The 22,361-nt window shown below is 61.3% G+C and carries 22 protein-coding genes; 6 read left to right on the forward strand and 16 right to left on the reverse strand.

What is annotated here, in order from left to right; all coding sequences use genetic code 11:
* Positions 1-7 precede the first annotated feature (7 nt).
* The 6 genes from IP85_RS04100 to IP85_RS04125 form a co-directional block, all read right to left on the reverse strand.
* Positions 8-1,192: an efflux RND transporter periplasmic adaptor subunit gene (locus IP85_RS04100; RefSeq protein WP_054148379.1), complete on the reverse strand. Its 1,185-nt coding sequence runs from the start codon at positions 1,190-1,192 to the stop codon at positions 8-10.
* Between the two features lie 322 nt (positions 1,193-1,514).
* Complete coding sequence (locus IP85_RS04105; RefSeq protein WP_054148380.1) at positions 1,515-2,507, reverse strand: ABC transporter substrate-binding protein; 993 nt, start codon at positions 2,505-2,507, stop codon at positions 1,515-1,517.
* Between the two features lie 30 nt (positions 2,508-2,537).
* Complete coding sequence (locus IP85_RS04110) at positions 2,538-3,404, reverse strand: ABC transporter permease (RefSeq protein ID WP_054148381.1); 867 nt, start codon at positions 3,402-3,404, stop codon at positions 2,538-2,540.
* Positions 3,401-4,288 carry an ABC transporter permease gene (locus tag IP85_RS04115; protein WP_054148382.1) on the reverse strand — a complete coding sequence of 296 codons (888 nt, stop codon included), beginning with the start codon at positions 4,286-4,288 and terminating at the stop codon, positions 3,401-3,403. Before IP85_RS04115 ends, IP85_RS04110 begins: the two co-directional genes overlap by 4 nt.
* Entirely contained in the window at positions 4,288-4,623 is a 336-nt protein-coding gene (locus IP85_RS04120; RefSeq protein WP_054148383.1) for a hypothetical protein, read from the reverse strand. The genes IP85_RS04115 and IP85_RS04120 overlap by 1 nt, the downstream gene beginning before the upstream one ends.
* 24 nt (positions 4,624-4,647) lie before the next feature.
* Positions 4,648-5,436 carry an ABC transporter ATP-binding protein gene (locus IP85_RS04125; protein WP_054148384.1) on the reverse strand — a complete coding sequence of 263 codons (789 nt, stop codon included), beginning with the start codon at positions 5,434-5,436 and terminating at the stop codon, positions 4,648-4,650.
* A 124-nt stretch (positions 5,437-5,560) separates the two neighbouring features.
* Between IP85_RS04125 and IP85_RS04130 the strand changes: the two genes are divergently transcribed.
* Complete coding sequence (locus IP85_RS04130; protein WP_054148385.1) at positions 5,561-5,974, forward strand: cupin domain-containing protein; 414 nt, start codon at positions 5,561-5,563, stop codon at positions 5,972-5,974.
* A gap of 8 nt (positions 5,975-5,982) precedes the next feature.
* Here the strand turns inward: IP85_RS04130 and IP85_RS04135 are convergent, their stop codons facing one another.
* The 4 genes from IP85_RS04135 to IP85_RS04150 all read right to left on the reverse strand — a co-directional run bounded on the left by IP85_RS04135 (position 5,983) and on the right by IP85_RS04150 (position 10,137).
* A complete protein-coding gene (locus IP85_RS04135; RefSeq protein ID WP_054148386.1) occupies positions 5,983-6,423 on the reverse strand; it encodes a hypothetical protein in 441 nt (146 codons plus the stop codon).
* 26 nt (positions 6,424-6,449) lie between these two features.
* Positions 6,450-7,907: a dihydropyrimidinase gene (gene hydA / locus IP85_RS04140; protein ID WP_054148387.1), complete on the reverse strand. Its 1,458-nt coding sequence runs from the start codon at positions 7,905-7,907 to the stop codon at positions 6,450-6,452.
* A gap of 337 nt (positions 7,908-8,244) precedes the next feature.
* Positions 8,245-8,664: an endonuclease domain-containing protein gene (locus IP85_RS04145; protein WP_054148388.1), complete on the reverse strand. Its 420-nt coding sequence runs from the start codon at positions 8,662-8,664 to the stop codon at positions 8,245-8,247.
* Between the two features lie 219 nt (positions 8,665-8,883).
* Positions 8,884-10,137 (reverse strand): Zn-dependent hydrolase, encoded by a 1,254-nt coding sequence (locus IP85_RS04150; protein ID WP_054148389.1) that lies wholly within the window; start codon positions 10,135-10,137, stop codon positions 8,884-8,886.
* Positions 10,138-10,422: 285 nt separating this feature from the next.
* On the opposite strand from IP85_RS04150, the gene IP85_RS04160 reads away from it, so the two are divergent.
* Positions 10,423-11,076 carry a TetR family transcriptional regulator C-terminal domain-containing protein gene (locus IP85_RS04160; protein WP_054148391.1) on the forward strand — a complete coding sequence of 218 codons (654 nt, stop codon included), beginning with the start codon at positions 10,423-10,425 and terminating at the stop codon, positions 11,074-11,076.
* Here the strand turns inward: IP85_RS04160 and IP85_RS04165 are convergent.
* Positions 11,066-12,007 carry a DMT family transporter gene (locus IP85_RS04165; protein WP_054148392.1) on the reverse strand — a complete coding sequence of 314 codons (942 nt, stop codon included), beginning with the start codon at positions 12,005-12,007 and terminating at the stop codon, positions 11,066-11,068. The genes IP85_RS04160 and IP85_RS04165 overlap by 11 nt on opposite strands.
* Positions 12,008-12,146: 139 nt before the next feature.
* On the opposite strand from IP85_RS04165, the gene IP85_RS04170 reads away from it, so the two are divergent.
* A complete protein-coding gene (locus IP85_RS04170) occupies positions 12,147-12,779 on the forward strand; it encodes an exopolysaccharide biosynthesis protein (protein ID WP_054148393.1) in 633 nt (210 codons plus the stop codon).
* 19 nt (positions 12,780-12,798) lie between these two features.
* On the opposite strand, the gene IP85_RS04175 is transcribed toward IP85_RS04170, so the two are convergent.
* The 3 genes from IP85_RS04175 to IP85_RS04185 all read right to left on the reverse strand — a co-directional run bounded on the left by IP85_RS04175 (position 12,799) and on the right by IP85_RS04185 (position 18,362).
* Positions 12,799-15,492: an EAL domain-containing protein gene (locus IP85_RS04175; protein ID WP_054148394.1), complete on the reverse strand. Its 2,694-nt coding sequence runs from the start codon at positions 15,490-15,492 to the stop codon at positions 12,799-12,801.
* Positions 15,493-15,659: 167 nt separating this feature from the next.
* On the reverse strand, positions 15,660-16,973 hold the full coding sequence (gene preA / locus IP85_RS04180; protein WP_054148395.1) for an NAD-dependent dihydropyrimidine dehydrogenase subunit PreA: 1,314 nt from the start codon (positions 16,971-16,973) through the stop codon (positions 15,660-15,662).
* 27 nt (positions 16,974-17,000) lie between these two features.
* The gene (locus IP85_RS04185; RefSeq protein ID WP_054148396.1) at positions 17,001-18,362 is read right to left on the reverse strand and encodes an NAD(P)-dependent oxidoreductase; all 1,362 of its coding nucleotides are present in this window, start codon (positions 18,360-18,362) and stop codon (positions 17,001-17,003) included.
* Positions 18,363-18,651: 289 nt separating this feature from the next.
* Between IP85_RS04185 and IP85_RS04190 the strand changes: the two genes are divergently transcribed.
* Together IP85_RS04190 and IP85_RS04200 are read left to right on the forward strand one after the other, a co-directional pair.
* Positions 18,652-19,047 carry a DUF2325 domain-containing protein gene (locus IP85_RS04190; RefSeq protein WP_054148397.1) on the forward strand — a complete coding sequence of 132 codons (396 nt, stop codon included), beginning with the start codon at positions 18,652-18,654 and terminating at the stop codon, positions 19,045-19,047.
* Positions 19,048-19,355: 308 nt separating this feature from the next.
* Positions 19,356-19,751 (forward strand): glyoxalase, encoded by a 396-nt coding sequence (locus IP85_RS04200; protein ID WP_054148399.1) that lies wholly within the window; start codon positions 19,356-19,358, stop codon positions 19,749-19,751.
* Positions 19,752-19,796: 45 nt separating this feature from the next.
* On the opposite strand, the gene IP85_RS04205 is transcribed toward IP85_RS04200, so the two are convergent.
* Positions 19,797-20,162, reverse strand: coding sequence for a DUF423 domain-containing protein (locus IP85_RS04205; RefSeq protein WP_054148400.1), 366 nt, complete (start codon positions 20,160-20,162; stop codon positions 19,797-19,799).
* A 5-nt stretch (positions 20,163-20,167) separates the two neighbouring features.
* Entirely contained in the window at positions 20,168-20,557 is a 390-nt protein-coding gene (locus tag IP85_RS04210; protein ID WP_054148532.1) for a globin, read from the reverse strand.
* A gap of 170 nt (positions 20,558-20,727) precedes the next feature.
* Between IP85_RS04210 and IP85_RS04215 the strand changes: the two genes are divergently transcribed.
* Positions 20,728-22,350 (forward strand): ABC-F family ATP-binding cassette domain-containing protein, encoded by a 1,623-nt coding sequence (locus tag IP85_RS04215; RefSeq protein WP_054148401.1) that lies wholly within the window; start codon positions 20,728-20,730, stop codon positions 22,348-22,350.
* Positions 22,351-22,361 lie beyond the last annotated feature (11 nt).

Below are 22,361 nucleotides of genomic sequence, written 5' to 3' on the forward strand. Positions count from 1 at the left end.
TCGCCTCTCAGTTGGAAACGCTGCTGGTTTCTTCCACGGGATTGATGCGGTCGCCGTCACGGACGAAGACGCCCGCCTTGGCAACCACCTTGTCCCCTTCGCTCAGGCCTTCGGTCACCTCGACATAAGCGCCGTCCTGAATGCCGGTGCGGATCTCCACCATCTGGACGGTGCCATCGGAAACCTTGCGTACCGTCGTCTTGCCGCCTTCGGTGGTGATCGCCGACAGCGGAAGGGCGATCCCCTTTGCTTCGCTGACAATGATCGCCGCACTGCCATACATGCCCGACCGGGCGGCCAGATCGTCGTCGAGTGCGATATGAACCGCGCCCAAACGGGTGACGGGATCAACGACCGGAGAGATCAGGCGCACGGAACCCGTCAGGGGTTCGGTGCTGCCGGCAATCGTAACGGCCGCCTTCTGGCCCGGCTTGAGGCGCAGAATATCACTTTCCGTGACATCCGCCACCAGTTCGATCTGCCCATCGCGGATGACCGTGAACAGCGGCTGACCGGCGCCGGATGCGATGGCGCCGATCCGGGCATTGCGAACGGAGATCGTGCCTGTGACGGGCGACTTGATCTCTGTGCGGGCAAGCCGAAGGTCGGTGTCTGCAATCTGGGTGTCGACAACCTTGATGTCGGCTTCCGCCACGGTGATTGCCTGGCGGGCAGTCTCGACCCGGGCCGTGGCGCTGGCGAGCGCTGTTTCCGCCTGCTCTTTTTGTGACGTTGATACGGAACCTGATGAGACCAGGCGCGTTGCACGTTCAAATTGGCGCTGGGCGTCGTTCAGGCTCGCTTCGGCTTCCACCAGCTGCGCCTGATACTGGGCAAGGGCGGCTTCTGCCTTCGCACGGTTGGCGAGAGACTGGCTGCGCTGAAGCAGGAGAATGTCTTCGCTCAGTTTCGCGACGACCGCGTCAGCCTGGACCGTGTCGCCCACATCGACGTTCAGGGACTGGATCTGCAGACCCTCGACCTGGGGCTGGATCTGCACCTCTTCCTCGGCGCGGAGCGTGCCGGTTGAGACGACCCTGTCGACGAGGTCACGGCTCTCAGCCGTCGTGACGATGATGGCAGGAAGGTTCTGCGCTGGTGCTGCTGGCTGTTCCTGGCCAATGGCAACCGAGGCCGCCAATGACAGAGTGGCAGCCATCAGCACGGACTTCGCGCTCGCGTTTCGAAACATGAGACCCTTCCCAGAGGATGATAAAAGCAACTATGAAAGCATTACGTCTTGTCAGCCGGATCGGCTCACAGCGTCGATGCTACCGACATTCATACGCTGTTTTCAACTTTTCGGCATCTGAACCCAGATGAAGAGGTGGGGGATCGCAAAACCCCTTGCAAGAGCCTTAAAGGCCATTTGCGATATGGGCGTGAAAATAGTTCAATATAGAACGATGGTGTTGCCGATTTGCCAGTTTCGGCCGCAGAAATTGATCAGTAAAACCTACAAATAGACACGGGGATTGCTCCCCGTGTCCTTTATTCGCTGTGGTCCGCCAAGACTATTTAAGGGCCGCGTCGGTGATCTCGGTCGTGAAGGCGCCGGTCGGCTCCTTGGAGATCACGGGATCCGAACCGCCGCCGAGCAGGGTCTTGACCGTGCGGTCATAGTCGGCCTTGTCGAGCGCGCCGTTGGAGCCAGCGGTCAGCTTTGCGACTTCGCTCATCATGCGCTTTTGGTGGGCTTCGGTCTGAGCGCCGGAGGCGTCGTTTTCGAGCACGATTTCAGCAGCTTCGTCCGAATTGGCTTCTGCATACTTCCAGCCCTTCATCGAAGCGCGGACGAACTTGACCATCTTTTCCTTGAAGGCCGGATCAGCGAGCTTGTCTTCGAGGACATAAAGACCGTCTTCGAGGGTGGCCACGCCTTCGTCTTCATACTTGAAGGTCACTAGCTCCTCCGGCTTGATGCCGGCGTCGATGACCTGCCAGTATTCGTTGTAGGTCATGGTCGAGATGCAGGCGGCCTGCTTCTGGAGCAGCGGGTCGACGTTGAAGCCCTGCTTCAGGACGGTGACGCCACCTTCCGAACCGTCGGTCTTGATGCCGAGCGTGCTCATCCAGGACAGGAACGGGTATTCGTTGCCGAAGAACCAGACGCCGAGCGTCTTGCCCTTGAAATCCTCAGGCTTGGTGATGCCGGTTTCCTTGAGGCAGGTGAGCATCATGCCCGAGGACTTGAAGGGCTGGGCGATGTTGACGAGCGGAACGCCCTTTTCGCGGGTTGCGAGCGCCGACGGCATCCAGTCGACGATCACGTCTGCGCCGCCGCCAGCCAGTACCTGCGGAGGAGCAATATCCGGGCCGCCCGGCTTGATTTCGACGTCGAGCCCTTCTTCTTCGTAGAAGCCCTTGTCCTTGGCGACGTAATAGCCGGCGAACTGGGCCTGAGTTACCCACTTCAGCTGGAGGGTCACCTTGTCGGCAGCGGCGGCCTGCATGGCGGTCAGCGAGACCGCAGCAGCCAGCAGCATGGATGCGAGTTTGACAGTCATTTCAGTTCCCTCTTTTTTTGTTGGTTCAGTTCACGACCGCCCACCACGGACGGACGGATGCCAGAAGGTGACCCGGCGTTCTGCCAGTGCCACCAATCCGTAGAAGACCGAGCCGGCGAGTGCGGCAACCGCAATCTCGGCCCAGACCATGTCGACATTCGAGCGTCCGACCTCGGTCGAGATACGGAAGCCCATGCCGACAATCGGGGTGCCGAAGAATTCTGCCACGATCGCACCGATCAGCGCGAGGGTGGAATTGATCTTCAGCGCATTGAAGATGAAAGGCCAGGCGGCGGGAAGCCGCAGCCGCACCAGCGTCTGCCACCAGGAGGCGGCATAGGTGTGCATCAGGTCACGCTCCATGTGGCTGGCGGCGGCCAGTCCCTGCACGGTGTTCACCAGCATAGGGAAGAAGGTCATGATGACGACGACCGCGACCTTGGACTGCCAGTCGAAGCCGAACCACATGACCATGATCGGGGCGATGCCGACAACCGGGAGTGCGGACACGAAATTGCCGATCGGTAGCAGGCCCTTCTGCAGGAAGGGCGAGCGGTCGATCAGGATCGCGACGAGGAAGCCGAGGCCGCAGCCGGCGACATAACCTGTTATCACCGACTTCAGGAAGGTCTGCTTGAAATCTGCCCAGAGGATATGGGTGGAGGTGAGGATACGGGCCCAGATCATCGAGGGGGCTGGGAGCAGGATCGAGGGGATCTCGAAGCCGCGCACCATGCATTCCCAGATGACCAGCAGGGTCACGCCGAAGATCAGGGGTACGGCCAGGCCGATCGCGCGTTTCGTCGTCTGGTCCTTTGGACGGCGGCGGACAAGCCACTCGTTGAGACCCCAGGCGCCGAGCCAGAAGAGGATAGCGAAGACGAGATAACCGTTCATGGCTTGACCCCCATGCGTGCCAGCACCCGTGTGTGGGCCATGCCGACGATCGAGACGAGCAGGGCCGCGAGCCCCGCCGCCATGAAGAGCGCTGCCCAGATCTGGATGGTCTGGCCGTAATAGGAACCAGACAGCAGTCGGGCACCGAGACCGGCGACGGCACCTGTCGGCAGCTCTCCGACGATGGCTCCGACCAGCGAAATGGCGATTGCCACCTTCAGCGAGGTGAAGAGGTAGGGCATCGACGCCGGCCAGCGGAGCTTCCAGAAGGTCTGAGACTGGCTGGCATTATAGGTGTGCATCAGGTCGAGGAGCAGGATGTCCGGACTGCGCAGGCCCTTCACCATGCCGACGACGATTGGGAAGAAGGAAAGATAGGTGGAAATCAGCGCCTTGGGCATGAGGCCTGAGATGCCGATGGAATTCAGAACGACGATAATCATCGGCGCAATGGCGAGGATCGGGATCGTCTGGGAGGCGATGACCCAGGGCATCAGCGACTTGTCCATAGCCCTGTTATGAACGATGGCGATGGCAAGTACGATTCCAAGCACGGTGCCCATGGCAAAGCCGGCAAGCGTCGCCGAAAGCGTGATCCAGGCGTGGTAAACGAGGCTGCGCTTGGAGGTGACGGCCTTGTTGAACACCGTATCCCAGAGTTCGGCGACGATCTGGTGCGGAGCCGGCAAGACCGGGCGCTCCTGGGCGAAGGTTCGCTCGACGATCTGGGAGAAGGTTATCGTCTCGCCGGCACGTGCCGCCTGGTCGCGCACGAAGGGCGCGTTCAGATAGACGACGAAGACATGCCAGATCACGAGGATCGCCAGGAGGACTGTCAGGACCGGCAGGATTCGATCTCGGAAGGCGGAAGGAGCCGAGGTCATCAGGCGCCTCCTTTTGCAGGAAAGAGCATCAGGGCCATGGAGACGACACCGAGCGCAACGCCCGCCATCTGAACTGCGCTCAGCCGTTCACCGAAGAGGAGAAAGGCGATGACATTGATGAGTACCAGCTGGGCCACGGCGGACGCGGAGATGGCAAGGCCAAGGCCACCCTCACGCATCAGCTTCACCATCATCAGATTGCCGACGCAGTAGAGGGCGAGAGAGGCCACGAGTACCCAGAGCTTGCCGTTGTCGACATAGGCGCGGCTGACGGTGGCGGCACCCAGGAAGGTCGCCATGGCACCACCGAGCCAGAGGAGGAAGGTGGGGTTCATGGGGTGTTCCCCTTAATCACGGAACTATTCCTCATAGCTGTGCCCCGCCTTCAGGCCCTCGCGCACCCGGTGCGCGATCTCGAGAAACTCCGGGGTCTCGCGGATGTCGAGCGGGCGTTCCTTGGGCAACGTCGACTCGATGATATCGGTAACCCGGCCAGGCCGCGGGCTCATGACGACGATCTTGGTCGAGAGGTAGACGGCCTCGGGGATCGAATGGGTGACGAAGCATATCGTCTTGTTGGTGCGGTCCCAGAGCTTCAGGAGCTCGGAGTTCAGGTGGTCGCGGACGATTTCGTCGAGCGCGCCAAAGGGTTCGTCCATCAGCAGGAGGTCGGCGTCGAAGGCGAGCGCGCGGGCGATCGAGGCACGCTGCTGCATCCCGCCTGACAGCTGCCAGGGATATTTCTTGGCAAAGCCCGAGAGGTTGACCAGCTCCAGCGTCTGTTCGATGCGCTTCTTCTTTTCCGCCGCACTGTAGCCCATGATTTCGAGCGGGAGCGCGATGTTGTTTTCGATCGTGCGCCAGGGATAGAGGGCCGCTGCCTGGAAGACATAGCCGTAGGAGCGCGCCTTGCGTGCTTCTTCCGGTGTCATGCCATTGACCGTGATCTCGCCGGCGGTGTGCTTTTCGAGATCGGCGATGACGCGCAGGAAGGTGGTCTTGCCGCAGCCGGAGGGGCCGATGAAGGAGACGAAATCGCCCTTCTTCACCTCGAGATCGACGTTCGACAGGGCGTGGACGGGGCCGTCATTGGTCTCGAAGGTGAGGCTCAGGTTCCTGGCCGAGACAACGGAGTAGGGTGCATTCATGCGCTAGGACCAATCGGGTTTGTTGCAAAGGCAGCCTGCCTCTTGCATTCTTTTGACATGCGGCCGCTCGGGAGCAGCGGAGAAGGAGGGGCGGCCTCGCCGCAGAAGGGATGAGGATCAGACCATGGACACATCAGCAAAGCCCACCTGCCGGATCGTGAAGCCCGGCCATACCTATGAGGGCAAGCAGGGACTGAGTTATTTCGAGGGCATTGCCGCCGAGACGGTCGGCGCCAAGGGCATCTGCATGCATGTGCTGACCATGCCGCCCGGCGCGCGCGCCAAGGCGCATCTGCACGAGAGCCACGAGACGGCGATCTATATGCTCTCCGGTCAGGCGCATACCTGGTATGGCGACCGGCTGGAGAACCATGTGGTGGTTCACGCGGGCGAGCTGTTTTACATTCCGGCCGGCGTGCCGCATCTGCCGGCGAACCTGTCGAACACGCCCTGCACGGCGATCATCGCACGCACCGACCCGAACGAGCAGGAGAGCGTCGTGTTGCTGCCGGAGCTGGATGGCTTGGTCGAGGTGTAGCGCAGGGTTCATCTGGCCAGACCTTCTGTCTGGGGCCGGGCGATCCACCTGTAGATGATCGCGCAGATCATGCCTGTCGGAGCGAGCGACATCGCCATTGATGCTTCGTTCTGATTGAAGAAGCGGCCCCGGGTTGCCAGTTGCAAAAGGGCGATGCCGGAGAGGGGGCAGGCGGCACCCGCGATGGCGAAATGCCACCAGCGGTTCCAACGCATTCGCAGCAGCACCCAGGTCGCCAGCAAGGTGAAGGGGGCAGCCAGCAACAAGGCAACCGGCAGGATCTCCAGGGTCAGCCTAAGGACCGGCAGTATCGAACCCGGAAAGAGCATGAAGCGCGGCAGGCGGCCGTAAGTGAACGCATCTGTCACTTCAAATGTTGCCCAGATGCCCATGACGCCGAGAAACACGGCGGCTGCATAGCCTGCGCCGAAGCGGGCAGTCTTAAGCAACCATGTCCTGTTTGCTGGCCTCACCCTCACACCCCCGTCGCCGGAATGCCCGTGCGTTCCACCTTGCGCGGCGCCACGAGTTCCTTCCAGGTCGACAGTGCCTTGGATACGGCGGGGAAGGGCTCGCGCTTGACGAACTTTCCGTGGCCCTCGCGGGTCTTCACTGCATTTTCCTCGATCGCGACATAACCGCGGGTCAGCGTGTAGCGCGGCAGGCCAGTGACGGTCTTGCCCTCGAAGACATTGTAATCGATCGAGGACTGCTGGGTCTTGGCGGAGATGGTTTTGGAGCGCTTGGGATCCCAGACCACGAGGTCGGCATCGGCGCCGACAAGGACGGCGCCCTTCTTCGGGTAGATGTTGAGGATCTTGGCAATGTTGGTCGAGGTGACTGCGACGAATTCGTTCATCGTCAGGCGACCGGTCGCAACACCATAGGTCCAGAGCATCGGCATGCGGTCTTCGAGACCCCCGGTGCCGTTCGGGATCTTAGCGAAGTTGCCGACGCCGAAGCGCTTCTGTTCGCTGGTAAAGGCGCAGTGGTCGGTGGCGACAACCGAGAGCGAACCGGACTGCAGGCCCGCCCAGAGACTGTCCTGGTGCTGCTTGTTACGGAAGGGGGGCGACATGACGCGGCGGGCGGCGTGGTCCCAGTCCTTGTTGAAGTATTCGCTTTCGTCGAGCGTCAGGTGCTGGATCAGCGGCTCGCCATAGACGCGCATGCCCTTTTGCCGGGCGCGGCGGATGGCCTCATGCGCCTGTTCGCATGACGTGTGCACGACATAAAGGGGAACACCGGCCATGTCGGCCAGCATGATCGCGCGGTTGGTGGCCTCGCCCTCGACCTCAGGCGGACGGGAATAGGCATGGGCCTCGGGACCGTTATTGCCTTCGGCCAGCAGTTTTGCGGTCATCGAGGCGACGACGTCGCCGTTTTCGGCATGCACCATCGGCAGGGCGCCAAGCTCGGCGCAGCGCTGGAAGGAGGCGAACATCTCGTCGTCATTCACCATCAGTGCGCCCTTGTAGGCCATGAAGTGCTTGAAGGTGTTGATGCCGCGATCCTGGACGACCGTTTTCATCTCGTCGAAGATACGTTCGTTCCAGCCGGTGATCGCCATGTGGAAAGAATAGTCAGCCGTGGCGCGCGAGGTCTTGTTGTCCCACATCTGGAGCGCTTCGAGCAGCGACTGATCCGGGCCCGGCAGACAGAAATCGACGACCATGGTCGTGCCGCCGGAGAGGCCGGCGCGCGTGCCGCTTTCGAAATCATCCGCCGAGTAGGTGCCCATGAAGGGCATTTCCAGATGCACGTGCGGGTCGATGCCGCCGGGCATAACATAACAGCCGGCCGCATCCAGCACGGTGTCCCCGGAGAGGTCTGGCCCGATCTCGACGATCACGCCGCCTTCGATCTTGATGTCTGCCTTGTAGCTCAGATCGGCGGTGACGATCGTGCCGCCCTTGATGACTGTGGTGGTCATGTGCTCTCTCCCCGTGTGGTGTTCTTGATGCTTGCGCGGTTGGTTCGCGTTTGTCCTCTCAGCATGTCGGGCTTGTCGCTTGCCGATAGTTCCCGCGTTTGTGCCTTCGCCTGCGGCGCCCCCTCATCCGGCGCTACGCGCCACCTTCTCCCCTCTGGGGAGAAGAGGTCACGCTGACGTCGTGCGCCCCGATCTTCTGTTCGGACGCTGCGGCGACGTGAGCGAATACTGGGGTCCGACGAGGCCACCGCGCGCTCCCTCTTCTCCCCAGCGGGGAGAAGGTGGTCCGAAGGACCGGATGAGGGGGCGCGAAGCGAAGGCTGAAATAGCATGACGGTCACCGGTCCTCTCCTGCTGCGGGCGAGAAACGGATCGCGTCGCAGCGCTCGACGATCTGGCCCTGCAGAACTGCGAGAATTGTATCGAGGACGGCGTTGCGCTCCTGCAGGACCTCGGCGTTCCAAAACCGGAGGACAGAGTAACCCTGTCCGTTCAGCCATTCGGTTCGCCGTTCGTCGCGTTCGTTCTCCGCATGCTGGCTGCCGTCGAGTTCCACCACGAGCCGCTGTTCGCGGCAAACAAAATCAACGATATAGACCCCGATGGGGATCTGGCGGCTGAACTTGTAACCATTCAGCTGACGATTGCGGAGGTCGCCCCAGAGACGGTATTCGGCTTCTGTGTCGTTGGCTCTCAGTTCGCGTGCTTTGCTGGTCCTGTCGGGCAGCCGTTTTGTCGGATCTTGCGGGTGTGTCATGGCCGTTCGGCCCCCCTCATCCGGCGCTACGCGCCACCTTCTCCCCGCTGGGGAGAAGAGGTGACGCTGGCGTCGTGCGCTCCATCCATTCCATGATGCGATCCAGCGGGGCTTAAGGTCAATGGTCACCTCAGACATCACAACGCGCTCCCTCTTCTCCCCAGCGGGGAGACGGTGGCACGAAGGGCCGGATGAGGGGGGCGCGGAGCGAGGGCATCATCACCCGACAATCTCCGCCGTCTCCAGAACCGCCCTGAGCAGCACGTCGCAGCCAGCACTTGCCCATTCCTTGGAAATCTCCTCCGCCTCATTGTGGCTCAAGCCGCCGACGCAAGGGCACATGATCATGGTCGAGGGCGCGACCTTGGCGGCCCAGCAGGCGTCGTGGCCGGCGCCGGAGATGATGTTCATGTGGCTATAGCCCAAGTCTTCCGCCGCCTTACGGACGGAGGCGACGAGTTTCGGATCGAAGGTCACCGGATCGAAATGGCCGACGGCCTCGACCGCGCAGCCGACGCCCAGCGCCGCGCAGATCTCGGCGGCCTTGGCCTCGATCGTCGCGCGCATGCGGTCGAGCTTCTCCTGGCTGGGCGTGCGAATGTCTACGGTGAAGACGACGGTGCCGGGCAGGACGTTGCGGGAATTGGGCGAGAACTTCACCTGGCCGACACCGCCGACGGCACCGGGCTGTTCACTCATCGCGACGTTCTGGACCATCTCCATGATCCGGGCCATGGCAAGGCCGGCATTGACGCGCAGGTTCATCGGTGTGGAGCCGGTATGGGCTTCGCGGCCGGTCAGGGTAAATTCCAGCCACCACAGGCCCTGACAGTGTGTGACGACGCCGATCTGCTTGTCCTCTGCTTCGAGGATGGGACCCTGTTCGATATGGTATTCGAAATAGGCGTGCATCTTTCTGGCGCCGACCACTTCGTCGCCCAGCCAGCCGATGCGCTTCAGCTCGTTGTCGAAGGTCTTGCCGTCCATGTCCTTGCGGGCATAGGCGTAATCCTGGGTGAGCACGCCGGCAAACACGCCGGATGCCAACATGGCGGGAGCGAAGCGGGCGCCTTCCTCGTTCGTCCAGTTGGTAACGACGATGGGGTGCTTCGTCTTGATGTTGAGGTCGTTCATCGACCTGATCACTTCCAGACCGGCGAGGACGCCGAGCACCCCGTCATACTTGCCGCCGGTCGGCTGGGTGTCGAGATGGCTGCCGATATAGACGGGCAGGGCGTCGGCGTCGGTGCCGGGGCGGGTCATGAACATGTTGCCCATGGTATCGACGCCCATCGTGAGGCCAGCGTCCTCGCACCAGCGCTGAAAGAGGCGGCGGCCTTCCGCGTCCTCGTCCGTCAGGGTCTGGCGATTGTTGCCGCCGGCAATGCCGGGGCCGATCTTCGCCATCTCCATGAGCATGTCCCACAGACGATCGCCGTTCACGCGAAGGTTGTTGCCGGGTTGCGCCGTCATTGCAGATCCTCACCTGTTTGTCAGAACCGGATCTTCCGCCCGATTCCCATGTTCCCCGGGTCAGCAGCAGCGGCTTGTGTTGTTTTTTCCGCTGTCGTATCGGCAGTTGCCTTTATTTGACATCTGTCCAATAATTTGACCGACTGGTAAAACATTACAACTTCCATCACGGCACTCAAGACGAAATCGGCAAAATTCTGCGACAAAAATTCAAGCAGATGCCCAGATTTTGGGCTTCAATATTGCTGAGTGAGTTCAGTATCTTAGGCGGGGAACAACTCTAAGATGGCAATACCGAGAGCGGCGCAAACCCAGAGGCGGACGCGGATCCAGGAGGAGAAGGAGGAGCTCATCCTGGAGGCGGCGCTGGAGGTGTTCTCGCAGCGGGGATTCCATGGCTCGACGATCGACCAGATCGCCGAGGTCGCGGGCATGTCGAAGCCCAATCTGCTCTACTATTTCCGCACCAAGGAAGCCATGCACCGGGCCTTGATCGACCGAGTGCTGGAGAACTGGCTGGAGCCACTGCAGGCCTTCGACGCGGACGGCGATCCCGAACACGAGATCAGGTCCTACATACGCCGCAAGCTGGAGATGGCGCGGGAGTTTCCGCGCGAAAGTCGGCTGTTTGCCAACGAGATCCTGCAGGGTGCGCCGCATATCGCCGGCGTGCTCGAAGGACCGCTAAAGGAGCTTGTGGACGAGAAGGCCGAGGTCATCAGGGCCTGGATCGCTGCGGCCAAGATCCGGGAATGCGACCCGCATCACATGATCTTCTCGATCTGGTCGACCACACAGCACTATGCCGACTTCGACGTCCAGGTCCGTTCCGTGCTGGGGGCGAGCCGAGAAGGCGAGGATCGCTTCGAGGCGGCCGCGTCCTTCCTCGAAGGTCTTTTCGTGCATGGCCTGATTGTGAAGCCGGTCGTCAGTCCCTGAGCAGACCCATCACCAGAAGACCGGCGGCCGTGACGAGCGCACCGAGAAAAACGGCCGGGCTTGCCCAGCCGTGGCCGAGCATGCCTTCCAGGAGGATGATGAAGGTCGGCGTCAGATAGCCGTAGCCCAGCACCTTGGGTGCTGGCAGGCGCATCGAGGCGTATTGCAGCAACATGAAGGTGAGTGCTGTCGTCACGATCGAGAGATAGGCGATCGTCGCCCAGACCATGGGTGGTAGGCTCGCAAAATCCGTGATCGCGAGCGGGACAGCGCCGGTCGGCAGGAGCCAGGGGATGGTGAAGACCACAACCCAGAAACCGAAGGCGACCGGGTTGTCTCCCTGATTGAACTTGCGGATCAGCGGCACGTAGGCGCCGTGGCAGATGACGCCAATGAAATAGATCAGTTCCCCACGCCCAACGTCGAAGGAGAGGATCGCCTGGATGTCGGCGCGGAAGATGACCCAAATTGCGCCAAGGGCTGCAATCACGAGTGCAATGAACACATCCGGGCGGGTTTTCTGCCCGATGAAGACGAGCGCAAAGCCGGCGCTGATCAATGGCATCAGGGTGAAGACGGCGCCCGTCTGCACAGGGCTGGTGAATTCCAACGCCACGAACATGGTCAGCATGTAGACGGCGATCAGACCGCCGAGCAGGGCAAAGCGCCAGATCCGCTGGGGAGCCCGGAAAGGAACGCGCAGGATGCCGAAGGTCAGGACACCCATCACGACCACGGTCATCAGGTAGCGCCACAGTGTCAGTGGGCCGGCATCCATGTGCTGTGCCGCCATGCCGCCGAAGGAGAAGGAGCCGGCGATCAGGGCAGCAAAGAGCAGCATTGCCGCATGCGCCTTCAGCTTTTCACGACCCTTGGCATGCACCGTATGCTGATTGACGGGCCTGTCTGCTGTTGACGCTTGCTCTGTCATGGCATGTCTTTCGACCGGAACTGGTCTCTCCGTTCGCGTCACTTGACCCGACCGGCTTTCTCATTCATCTGCGATCCGGGACGCGCGTCACTGCGTCGTCCGAGGACATTCTTCCGGCAGTTAATCGAAAGCGGACCTGATGACAACGACGATCGGCTTCAGTGATACCGACAAGAGCACAAGTGCGGTGCTGCAGGATGTGATCGACTCGATGGATGAGGATCACGTAACGCTGCGACAGATCCTTCAGAAGATGGGTGAAAGCGGGCTACTGCTGCTTTGCGGCCTGTTGTCTCTACCCTTCCTGGTGCCGGTTTCGATTCCGGGTGTCTCTACCGTCTTCGGTGCCGGCATCGTGCTGATCGGGATTGCGATCACCTTCAACCGCTTTCCGTGGTTGCCGGAGAAGGTGGCCGACCGCAAGCTCGAACGGGCGCGCCTTGTCCCGGTTCTGCAACGAGGTCTCAAGATCCTGAGAAAGGTTGACCGTTATGTCCGTCCCCGCTTGCTGGGCCTGACGCACGGGGCGCTGGTCAACCGTATCAACGGTGCCGTTCTGACGGCCGCCGGCGTGCTCTTGATGATGCCGCTTGGCTTCATTCCGTTCTCGAACACACTACCCGGTGTGGCGATCCTGCTTCTGTCGACCGGTATTTCCCAAAGGGACGGCATGGTCGTTGCGATGGGACACCTGATGGTGCTGCTGACGCTCGTCTATTTCTCGGCGCTGGCCTATGCCGGGTTCGCCGCTGGCCAGAGCCTGCTCAGCTGATCCATCTCCGAAGCGCGGTTCAGGCGCTCCGCCGCAGCAGGTCTTCGCGCTGCAAGGCATGTTTCCTTGCAAAATCGATGAAATTGTCCGGGCTCATCGGCCGCGCCAGCGCGTAGCCCTGCAGCGTCTGGCAACCGAGATCGCGCAGGATCGCCGCATGCTCCATGGTTTCCACGCCCTCTGCGACGATGCCGATCCCGTAGGAGCGGCCGATATCGACGATCGAACTGATCAGCTTGCGCTGCGCCGGGCTGGTGACGATCGGGGCCACCAGTTGCCGATCGATCTTCAAGCGGCTCGGCGAGAGCTTGATCAGCGAGAGGATCGAGGCGTAACCGGTGCCGAAATCGTCGATTTCGATGGCAATGCCCCGTGTGCGGATGCGCTCGAGGCTTTCCGCCACGGCATCAGCCTTGTCGTCGAAGGAAATCGATTCCAGCAATTCGAATGATAGGCTGCCCGGCTTGAAATCGAGCTTGGCCAGGTGGTCGAGCAGCTTGTCCTCGAACAACCTCTGGGCAGAAATGTTGACTGAGACATGCTCGATGCCGAGACCCTCGGTCTTCCAGCGCTCTAGTTGCTCGAGTGCCTGATCGAGAATGCTCGCGTCGATCTGGGACACGACATTCAGGTTCTCGGCCGTTTCGAGGAATGCGTTGGGTGCGAGGATGCCCTTTTGCGGATGGTGCCAGCGCGCGAGCGCCTCCACACCGTTGATCGCAAGCGTTCGGGCATCGAATTGCGGCTGATACCAGGCGATGAAATCGTCGTCGCCCAAAGACCGAAGAATGGCGTCGGCGGTGCGCTTGATGTTGATCGTACGAGCGCGCAGCTGGTCGTTGAAACGCTCGACGCGGTTTCGGCCACGGCGTTTTGCCTCGTAGAGGGCGATGTCCGCATTGACGAGGAGCTGTTCGGCGGTCAGTTCGGGCTCGATCCTGTCGGCGATACCGATCGATGCGCCGACACGGCATTCGTGTCCGTTGTAGACGATGGGCCGGTTGACGGCCGAGATCAGGTTCGAGCCCATGGCCTCGTAGCCTTCGGAGATATCGCAACCCTGGCAGACGATGACGAATTCATCGCCGCCGATCCGGGCGACGAAATCGCATTCACCGACCATGCTCTGCAGTTCCTGCGCGACATGGCGAAGAATGGCGTCGCCGGCACCATGGCCAAGCGTGTCGTTGATTTCCTTGAAGCGGTCCAGATCCATGTGGAGTACGGTCAGCCTTGCCTCGGGCCGATCGGGGGCTGCAGCCAGTGCCTCGAGGCGCTGGTCCAGATAGCGGCGATTGGGCAGGCCGGTCAGCGCATCGTGCAGCGAGTTGTACTCCATGCGCTGCCGTGCGGTTTCCAGCTCCTCGTTGCGCTGTGCCGTCTCGCGCTGTGCTTGGCTGAGTTCTTCCTGCAGAAGCACGTCAGCGCTGACATCCCAGTTGACGCCGAGCAAGAGCATCTTGTTTTTCTGGTCGCCGAAGGCAGTGCCGACCGTGCGGAAATGCACGATTTTCCCGTCCGGGCGGATCACCCGGAAGCGGCCCGTATAGGAGGATTGGTTTTCGATGGCTTGCCGCATGCCCTCCTCGATGGCATCGACATCTTCGGGATCGACCATTGACCGCCAGGTTTCGCCGGTAATCGGTGTGTCAGGTGTCAGTCCGTAGAGATTATAGAGTCGTTCGTCCCAGATGAGGTGATCGCTGCCGACATCCATCTCCCAGACGCCAATGCGGGAGGATTCGAGTGCGACGCCAAGACGATACGACATGGCGCGAAGCTCTTCCTCGCGTTGCCGGAGAGCCGCATAGTTACGCTGCCGCTCCCGCATCAGCCCGGCGACCCAGATGACGCTTCCGGCGATCAGCGCGGACATGGCGGCGATCATGCTGCGGATCAGGACGTCGGGGCGGCTCATCGCGTGCCAGCCACCCTTGGGCACCGCCGAAATGGACCATTTCTCGTTGCCGAGATCCACAATCATGGTGACCGGGTCGTCGGTCAGGACGTGACTGTCGCCGTAGATCACGGCCTGGTTTCCCGTCTGTTGACTGTCGTCGGTAATGGTGATGGCGAGCGGCGAATCCGGGGCTCGCAGGCCGCTGTCGTCATAGAGCCTCGTGACATCGACGACCCCCGCCAAGCCACCCCAAAAGACCCGCTTGCCGTCGTCATTGGTCATCTCCACGGGCAGCGTGATGATCAGGCCCATGGCGCCATTCTTGAGCGGCAACGGGCCGCTGATGATTGTCTTGCCCTCTTCGCGCAACTGGCGCACCGCTTCCTCGCCATTCGGTGGCGGGAGTATCCAGTTCCCGATGAAGGACTTGTTGTCCTCGTAGGGGTGGACGAAACTCGTGATGAGATTGGGTGCTGCAACGATGTTGCCGATCTGGGAGGGCGTCGACAGGAGGCTTGATGCCAACGCCTCGAAACGCTTCTGCGTGACATAGGGCTCGGTCCCGATCACCGCGACCATGCCCTGCAAAAGCTTGATATTGGCGTTGATGTTGGCTTCGAGCTTGGTGCGGATCAGGCCAAGGTTTTCCCCGACCGCATTGCGGGCCGCCTCGCGGCTCAATCGTTGCTGCTGAAGGTCGGCATATAAGGCGGAGACGGCAACACCTGCCAGAACGATGGCGCTCGGAATGAGGATCTGCAGGCGCGATCGCAGGCTCGATCCACCATCCGTATTCTTGCTCTTTATCGCCATGGTCTCCTTGCCCGGCTGGCCCGGCCTGACGAAAATGCTGTCAGTCCCGATGGCGGGATGGTGGAGTATAGCGCTGAATAATTTCTGAAGGTGTGGGCGAAAATTCGAGTTTTTCTTGTGCTGCAAGGTATCCGGCCCGCAAGCGGGCCGGACTTGCTTGACCGAGACTATTCTGCCGCCTGCACAGCCATAGGATTGTTCGGATGGGTCGTCCAGTTGGCGTAATTCGGGTCGACAGGCCGGCCGGTCCGCTGGTCGAGAGCGCCGGTTGGTAGTTCGACCATGGTGATGCAGTTCTCGACGGGACAGACGTTGACGCAGAGATTGCAGCCGACGCATTCGTCCTCCATCACCTCGAACTTCCTGATGCCGTCGACCATGCTGGTGATCGCCTGGTGGGACGTATCCTCGCAGGCGATGTGGCAGCGACCGCATTTGATGCAAGCATCCTGATCGATATGGGCCTTGGCGATGTAGTTGAGGTTGAGATACTGCCAGTCGGTAACGTTGGGCACCGCGCGACCGCAGATGTCGTCAAGGCTCTGGTGACCCTTGGCATCCATCCAGTCGTTGAGGCCCGTGATCATCTCCTCGACGATCTTGAAGCCATAGGTCATGGCCGCCGTGCAGACCTGCACATTGCCGGCCCCGAGCGCCAGGAATTCAGCCGCATCGCGCCAGGTGGTGACACCGCCGATACCGGAGATCGGTAGACCATAGGTTTCCGGATCACGGGCGATCTCGGCGACCATATTGAGCGCGATCGGCTTGACGGCCGGGCCGCAATAGCCGCCATGGGTGCCCTTGCCGCCGACGGTGGGCGAGGGGGCAAAGCTGTCGAGATCGACCGAAACGATCGAGTTGATCGTGTTGATCAGGGACACGGCATCGGTGCCGCCCGCCTTGGCTGCGCGCGCCGGCTTGCGGATATCGGCAATGTTGGGCGTCAGCTTGGTGATAACAGGCATGCGGGTGTATTGCTTGCACCAGCGCACGACCATTTCGATGTATTCCGGCACCTGCCCGACGGCAGCCCCCATGCCGCGCTCCGACATGCCGTGCGGACAGCCGAAGTTGAGCTCGATGCCATCAGCCCCGGTCTCTTCGACCAGCGGCAAGATCGCCTTCCACTCTTCCTCGACGCAAGGGACCATGATCGAGGCGACGAGCGCCCGGTCCGGCCAGTTCATCTTGACCTGTTTCATCTCCTGCAGGTTCACCTGCAGAGGACGGTCGGTGATCAGTTCGATGTTGTTGAGGCCCAGAAGCCTGCGGTCGGCGCCCCAGATTGCGCCATAGCGCGGGCCGTTGACGTTGACGACCGGTGGTCCTTCCGAGCCGAGCGTCTTCCACACGACGCCGCCCCAGCCCGCCTTGAAGGCGCGCTCGACATTGTAGGCCTTGTCGGTCGGCGGCGCCGAGGCCAGCCAGAAGGGGTTGGGCGATTTGATGCCGACGAAGTTATTGCGAAGATCAGCCATGTTTCAAATCCTCTCGAGAGCGGTGCGTCATGCGACTGCGGTTGCGCCCGCCGTCATGACGGCGAGAGAGCGGTTGATGCTTTCGGCCGCGTCGCGGCCCATGGCGACGGCGGAGACCGTCAGGTCCTGGCCACCGAAGGCACAGTCGCCGCCAGCCCAGACCCCCGGGATCGATGTCCGGCCCTCGGCGTCGATGGCGATCTTGCCGCCTTCGAGCTTCAGTCCGTCCAGACCCTGGCCATCGAGTTTCTGGCCGATTGCGACGAGGATCTGGTCGGCCTTGATCTCGGTCGTGTGGCCGGTGCCCTTCATCATGCCGTTTTCGAGGTGGGTGTATTCGAAGGTGATCGACGAACAGTGACCCGCATGGTGGGCGACTTCTTTCGGCTGGAGCCAGTGGCGGATATGGACGCCCTTGGAGGTCGCGAGATCCTGCTCGAACACTGAGGCGTTCATGTGCTCCTTGCCGCGGCGGTAGCAGATCGTGACGTTTTCGGCGCCGAGGAGCTTTGCCTGAACGGCAGCATCGATCGCGGTCATGCCGCCACCGATGACGACGATGTCACGACCGACGGGCACGTCGGCCTTGTCGTCGGCCTGGCGCAGGTTGGCGATGAACTCGACGGCGTCGAGCACACCATTGATCCCGGCGCCGGGGATGTTCAGCCCGTTGACGTTGCCGAGACCGGCACCGAGGAAAACGGCGTCGTGTTTCGCCTGGAGGTCGGCGAGGGTGAAATCGCGGCCCATCATCTGGCCGTCCAGCACATCGATATTGCCGAGCGACAGGATGTAATCGACTTCCTTCTGGGCGAAGTCGTTGGGGGTCTTGTAGGCCGCGATGCCGTATTCGTTCAGACCGCCGGCCTTTTCCTTCGCTTCGTAGATGGTGACCTGGTGGCCGTGCATGGCAAGGCGATGAGCAGCGGCGAGGCCTGCGGGGCCTGCGCCGACGATGCCCACCGTGTGGCCGGAGGACGCTGCCGGGGAATAGAACTGGCGGCCTTCTTCGATCGCGATGTCGGTGGCGTAACGTTGCAGGCGGCCGATTTCGACCGGGCGCTCCTCGGCCGTGTTGCGCACACAGGCTTCCTCGCAGAGCGTTTCGGTGGGACAGACGCGGGCGCACATGCCGCCGAGAATGTTCTGGTCGAAAATGGTCTTGGCGGCGCCAAGCGGATTGCCAGTCGATATCTGCCGGATGAACATCGGGATATCGATGGCGGTGGGACAGGCCGTCATGCACGGCGCGTCGTGACAGAAGTAGCATCTGTCGGAGGCGACGAGTGCCTCATGGCCGCCGAGGCGGGGATGCAGGTCAGAGAAATTCTTTGCATAATCGGCAGCGTCTAGCCGCCCGGCCTTGAGGCCTGGTTCCAGTCTTCGCATCGCAGTTCCCTCTTTTATATTCGAAGCGATGCAGAGAAACGTAACTCAGGATCAAAGTTTTATCAAACGGTAAAAAATTGCTCTTGGCGCCGCGGAACCCCTGAAAATCAAGGGAAGTTGATCCCTGTCAATCCCGGACGCCATGCTCTGATCAGGTCGGATCTTTCCCAGCGAAAACATGACTGAGAATTTCAACTATATACTTTACTCTTTTTGTCATGTTTTGTATGCCTGTCGTCATGAGGCTCGCAACCGCTGCCTCTGATCGGATTCGAGGAGACAGGACGTCATGGCGAAGAAGAAAAAGCAGGCTGCAAAGAAGCCGGGTGCGGAGGTTTCCGGCACGGCGACCACCGCCAAGACGCAAGCGGAGGTCCGCAGCTTTCTTTACGTCGGCGGGCGTGATTGCCAGGTCGCCCATCTTCGTCAGATCGCCAGCAATTTTGGTGCGGAACTAATTCACCATGATGGGGGTTTACGGGAGGCGGTATCGCGCATCGACACGGTGCTACCCTCCGTCGACTGCGTCTTCTGCCCTATCGACTGTATCAGTCACGATGCGTGTCTGCGCGTGAAGAGCGGTTGCAAGAAGTTCGGCAAGACTTTCATTCCGCTGCGAAATGGCTCGAAATCCAGTCTCGAGCGCGCGTTGCAGACACTGAATGAAAGGAACACCGAAGCATGAGCAGGGACGGATCCGAAAAGGGTGGCATGAGCTCGTTCCACGAGCTTGCACGGCAGCGCGGCGAGGGGCTTTTACCGGAACTCGCCGATGCAATGTTGCAACGCTCTCGGGAAAGTGAAGTGACGAATTGCGAAATCGTCACTTTGCCGGGCTTGCATGAACGCAAACCTGCTACCATGTACGCAACCTTGAACCGGGCCCCCGCCCTCATTATCGATTTTCCCGCGCCGAGATGGCAGCGAAACGCCAACGCCAGATCGTAGCCGTTTCGTCGTCAGTCTCATGTGGGAAGCAGAGGAACTTTCCGCATGAACGCTGAGCAACCTGTTGCGAAGACGATCCTCAACGCAGTGCCTATCCTTCCCTCTCTGAACTTCTCTGAAACACGCAATTTCTATGTCGATACGCTCGGTTTCGAGGATGTCGGCTTTGACGGTCTCGATTATCTCGTGGTCCGTCGTGGTGGCATGGAATTGCATTTCTGGCTGAGCGACGATCCGCTCCAGTGCCAGAACAGTTCTGTGTTCTTCAGGTCCGAGGCACCGACCGAGATGTATCGCGACTTTTGCGATCGCGGGATCGAGGCGATCCGTCCATCGGACACCTCGGGAGAGTGCGGTGAAAGCCTACGGTTTCACATCCGCGACCCGCACGGCAACCTGCTGATGTTCGGCGGTACCGTTTCGGCCTGCATGGCCCATTGAACTTGCCATCAGAGTGATGTCGAGGCGTCGGTGTCGGGATCGGCGTCAGTCGCGTCCCGGAAGCAGGGCTCCTGCGCTCAGCAGCAGCCATGACACAATGAGCGTCATCCCGCCCGTCGGGGCCGCCATCGGAAACAGCCCGCTTCCAATGAAGTGCCGGGCGACCAGATCGCCCGCAAACAGGAATGTGCCGAGCATCATGCCGAGCGCTGCCAGTGCCGACAGTCTGATCCGGTCGCCAGCTATGGACAGTGCTGCGAGTGCCGGAGCATGGGCGAGACAAATCGTCGATGCCGGGCGCAGGAGCGCTTCGCCGCCAGCATGGCTTGCGGCCGCGGCAAGCCCGACACCGGCCGCCCCGATCAGTCCCGCCGCGACGGTCGCCCAGCGGTAACTCTGCACGCTTGCCATCCCCGTTATTCCTTGTTCTGCATGTGGAAGGCGAGCTTCTCGATGGGCGGCCAGATGATCTCGCGCAGCTTCGGATGCTCGACTGTTTCATCCAGCGCGCGGCGGAAGCACAGGAGCCATTCGTCCCGTTCCAACGGGCCGATCTCGGCCACAAAATGACGACGCCGCAGCATCGGATGGCCGCGCTTTCGCATGTAGATGGGCGGACCGCCAAGGTAGCCCGTCATATAGTCGTAAAACTTCTCTTCGCTGCCGCTCAAGTCCGGCGGGTGTACCGCCCGGCAATGGGCGGCCTCCGGCAGCGTGTCCATCAACTCATAAAAGCGCCGGGTCAGCGCCTTCACGGTCTGATCACCGCCGATCGCTTCGTAGAGGGTAATTGTGTCTTCGCTCATGGTGTCGTCCTTGCGTGACGTCTTTTCGCCCGTCTGCAGCCGCATGGCAACCGGCGAGCCCGGTCCGTGGCAATCCGGCGCAGCCGCGATGCCGCCCTGCAACAAAAGCAGGGGACAGGGGGGCTTCGACATGCCATAAGGGCGCCGATTTCCAGCAGGCGCCCTTGTCCATGATCCGTATCGAAAACATCTCCAAGCAGCTCAGCCACCGTATCCTCTTTATCGAGGCCTCCGCCGCGCTCAATCGCGGGGAGAAGATCGGTCTCGTGGGACCGAACGGGGCGGGCAAGACCTCGCTCTTCCGGATGATCATCGGGCATGAACAGCCCGACGAAGGCCAGGTCTCCGTCGATAAGGGGGTCTCGATCGGCTATTTCAGCCAGGATGTTGGCGAGATGTCCGGCCGCTCGGCTGTCGCTGAGGTCATGGACGGGGCAGGACCGGTCAGCGAAGTTGCGGCCGAACTGCGCGAACTCGAGGCAGCCATGGTCGATCCTGACCGGATGGACGAGATGGACGCGATCATTGAACGCTACGGCGAAGTGCAGGCGCGCTACGAAGAGCTCGACGGCTATGCGTTGGATGGCCGTGCCCGCGAAGTGCTGGCCGGTCTCTCCTTCTCGGAAAGCATGATGGACGGCGATGTCGGCGCTCTCTCGGGCGGCTGGAAGATGCGCGTGGCGCTCGCCCGCATTCTGCTGATGCGCCCCGACGTGATGCTGCTCGACGAACCGTCGAACCATCTCGACCTCGAGAGCCTGATCTGGCTCGAGCAGTTCCTTAAAGGTTACGAAGGCGCACTGCTGATGACCTCGCATGACCGCGAGTTCATGAACCGCATCGTCAACAAGATCATCGAGATCGATGCCGGTCAGCTCAACAGCTATTCCGGCGACTATGTCTTCTATGAGGGGCAGCGTGCCTTGAACGAGAAGCATCAGCAGTCGCAGTTCGAGCGCCAGCAGGCGATGCTCGCCAAGGAAATCAAGTTCATCGAGCGCTTCAAGGCGCGGGCGTCTCACGCTTCGCAGGTGCAGAGCCGGGTGAAGAAGCTCGAAAAGATCGACCGTGTCGAGCCGCCGAAGCGCCGCCAGGTCGTCGCCTTCGAATTCCAGCCGGCGCCGCGTTCGGGTGAAGACGTGGTCAGCGTCAAGAACGTCTCCAAGCGCTACGGCGACAAGGTCATCTATGACGGCTTCGATTTCATGGTCCGCCGCCGCGAACGCTGGTGCATCATGGGGATCAACGGTGCCGGCAAGTCGACGCTTCTCAAGCTCGTTGCCGGTGATTCCAAGCCCGACGAGGGCACGGTATCGATCGGTGCCAGCGTCAAGATGGGCTATTTCGCCCAGCATGCGATGGATGTGCTCGACGGTGACATGACGATCTTCGAAATGCTGGAAACGAGTTTCCCGCGCGCTGGTCAGGCGCCGCTTAGGGCGCTTGCCGGCTGCTTCGGTTTCTCAGGCGACGATATCGACAAGCGCGTGCGGGTGCTCTCTGGCGGTGAAAAGGCGCGGCTCGTCATGGCGATGATGCTGTTCGATCCGCCGAACCTGCTCGTCCTCGACGAGCCGACCAACCACCTCGACCTGGACACCAAGGAAATGCTGATCAAGGCATTGTCGCAGTTCGAAGGCACCATGCTCTTCGTCAGCCACGACCGCCACTTCCTGGCGGCGCTGTCGAACCGAGTGCTGGAGATCACGCCCGAAGGCGTGTTCCAGTATGGGGGCGGTTATACTGAGTATGTCGAGCGCACGGGCCACGAGGCGCCGGGCCTCAGAAGCTGAAGCCCGGCAAC

The sequence above is a fragment of the Rhizobium sp. AAP116 genome (assembly GCF_001295785.1).
Taxonomy (GTDB): domain Bacteria; phylum Pseudomonadota; class Alphaproteobacteria; order Rhizobiales; family Rhizobiaceae; genus Allorhizobium.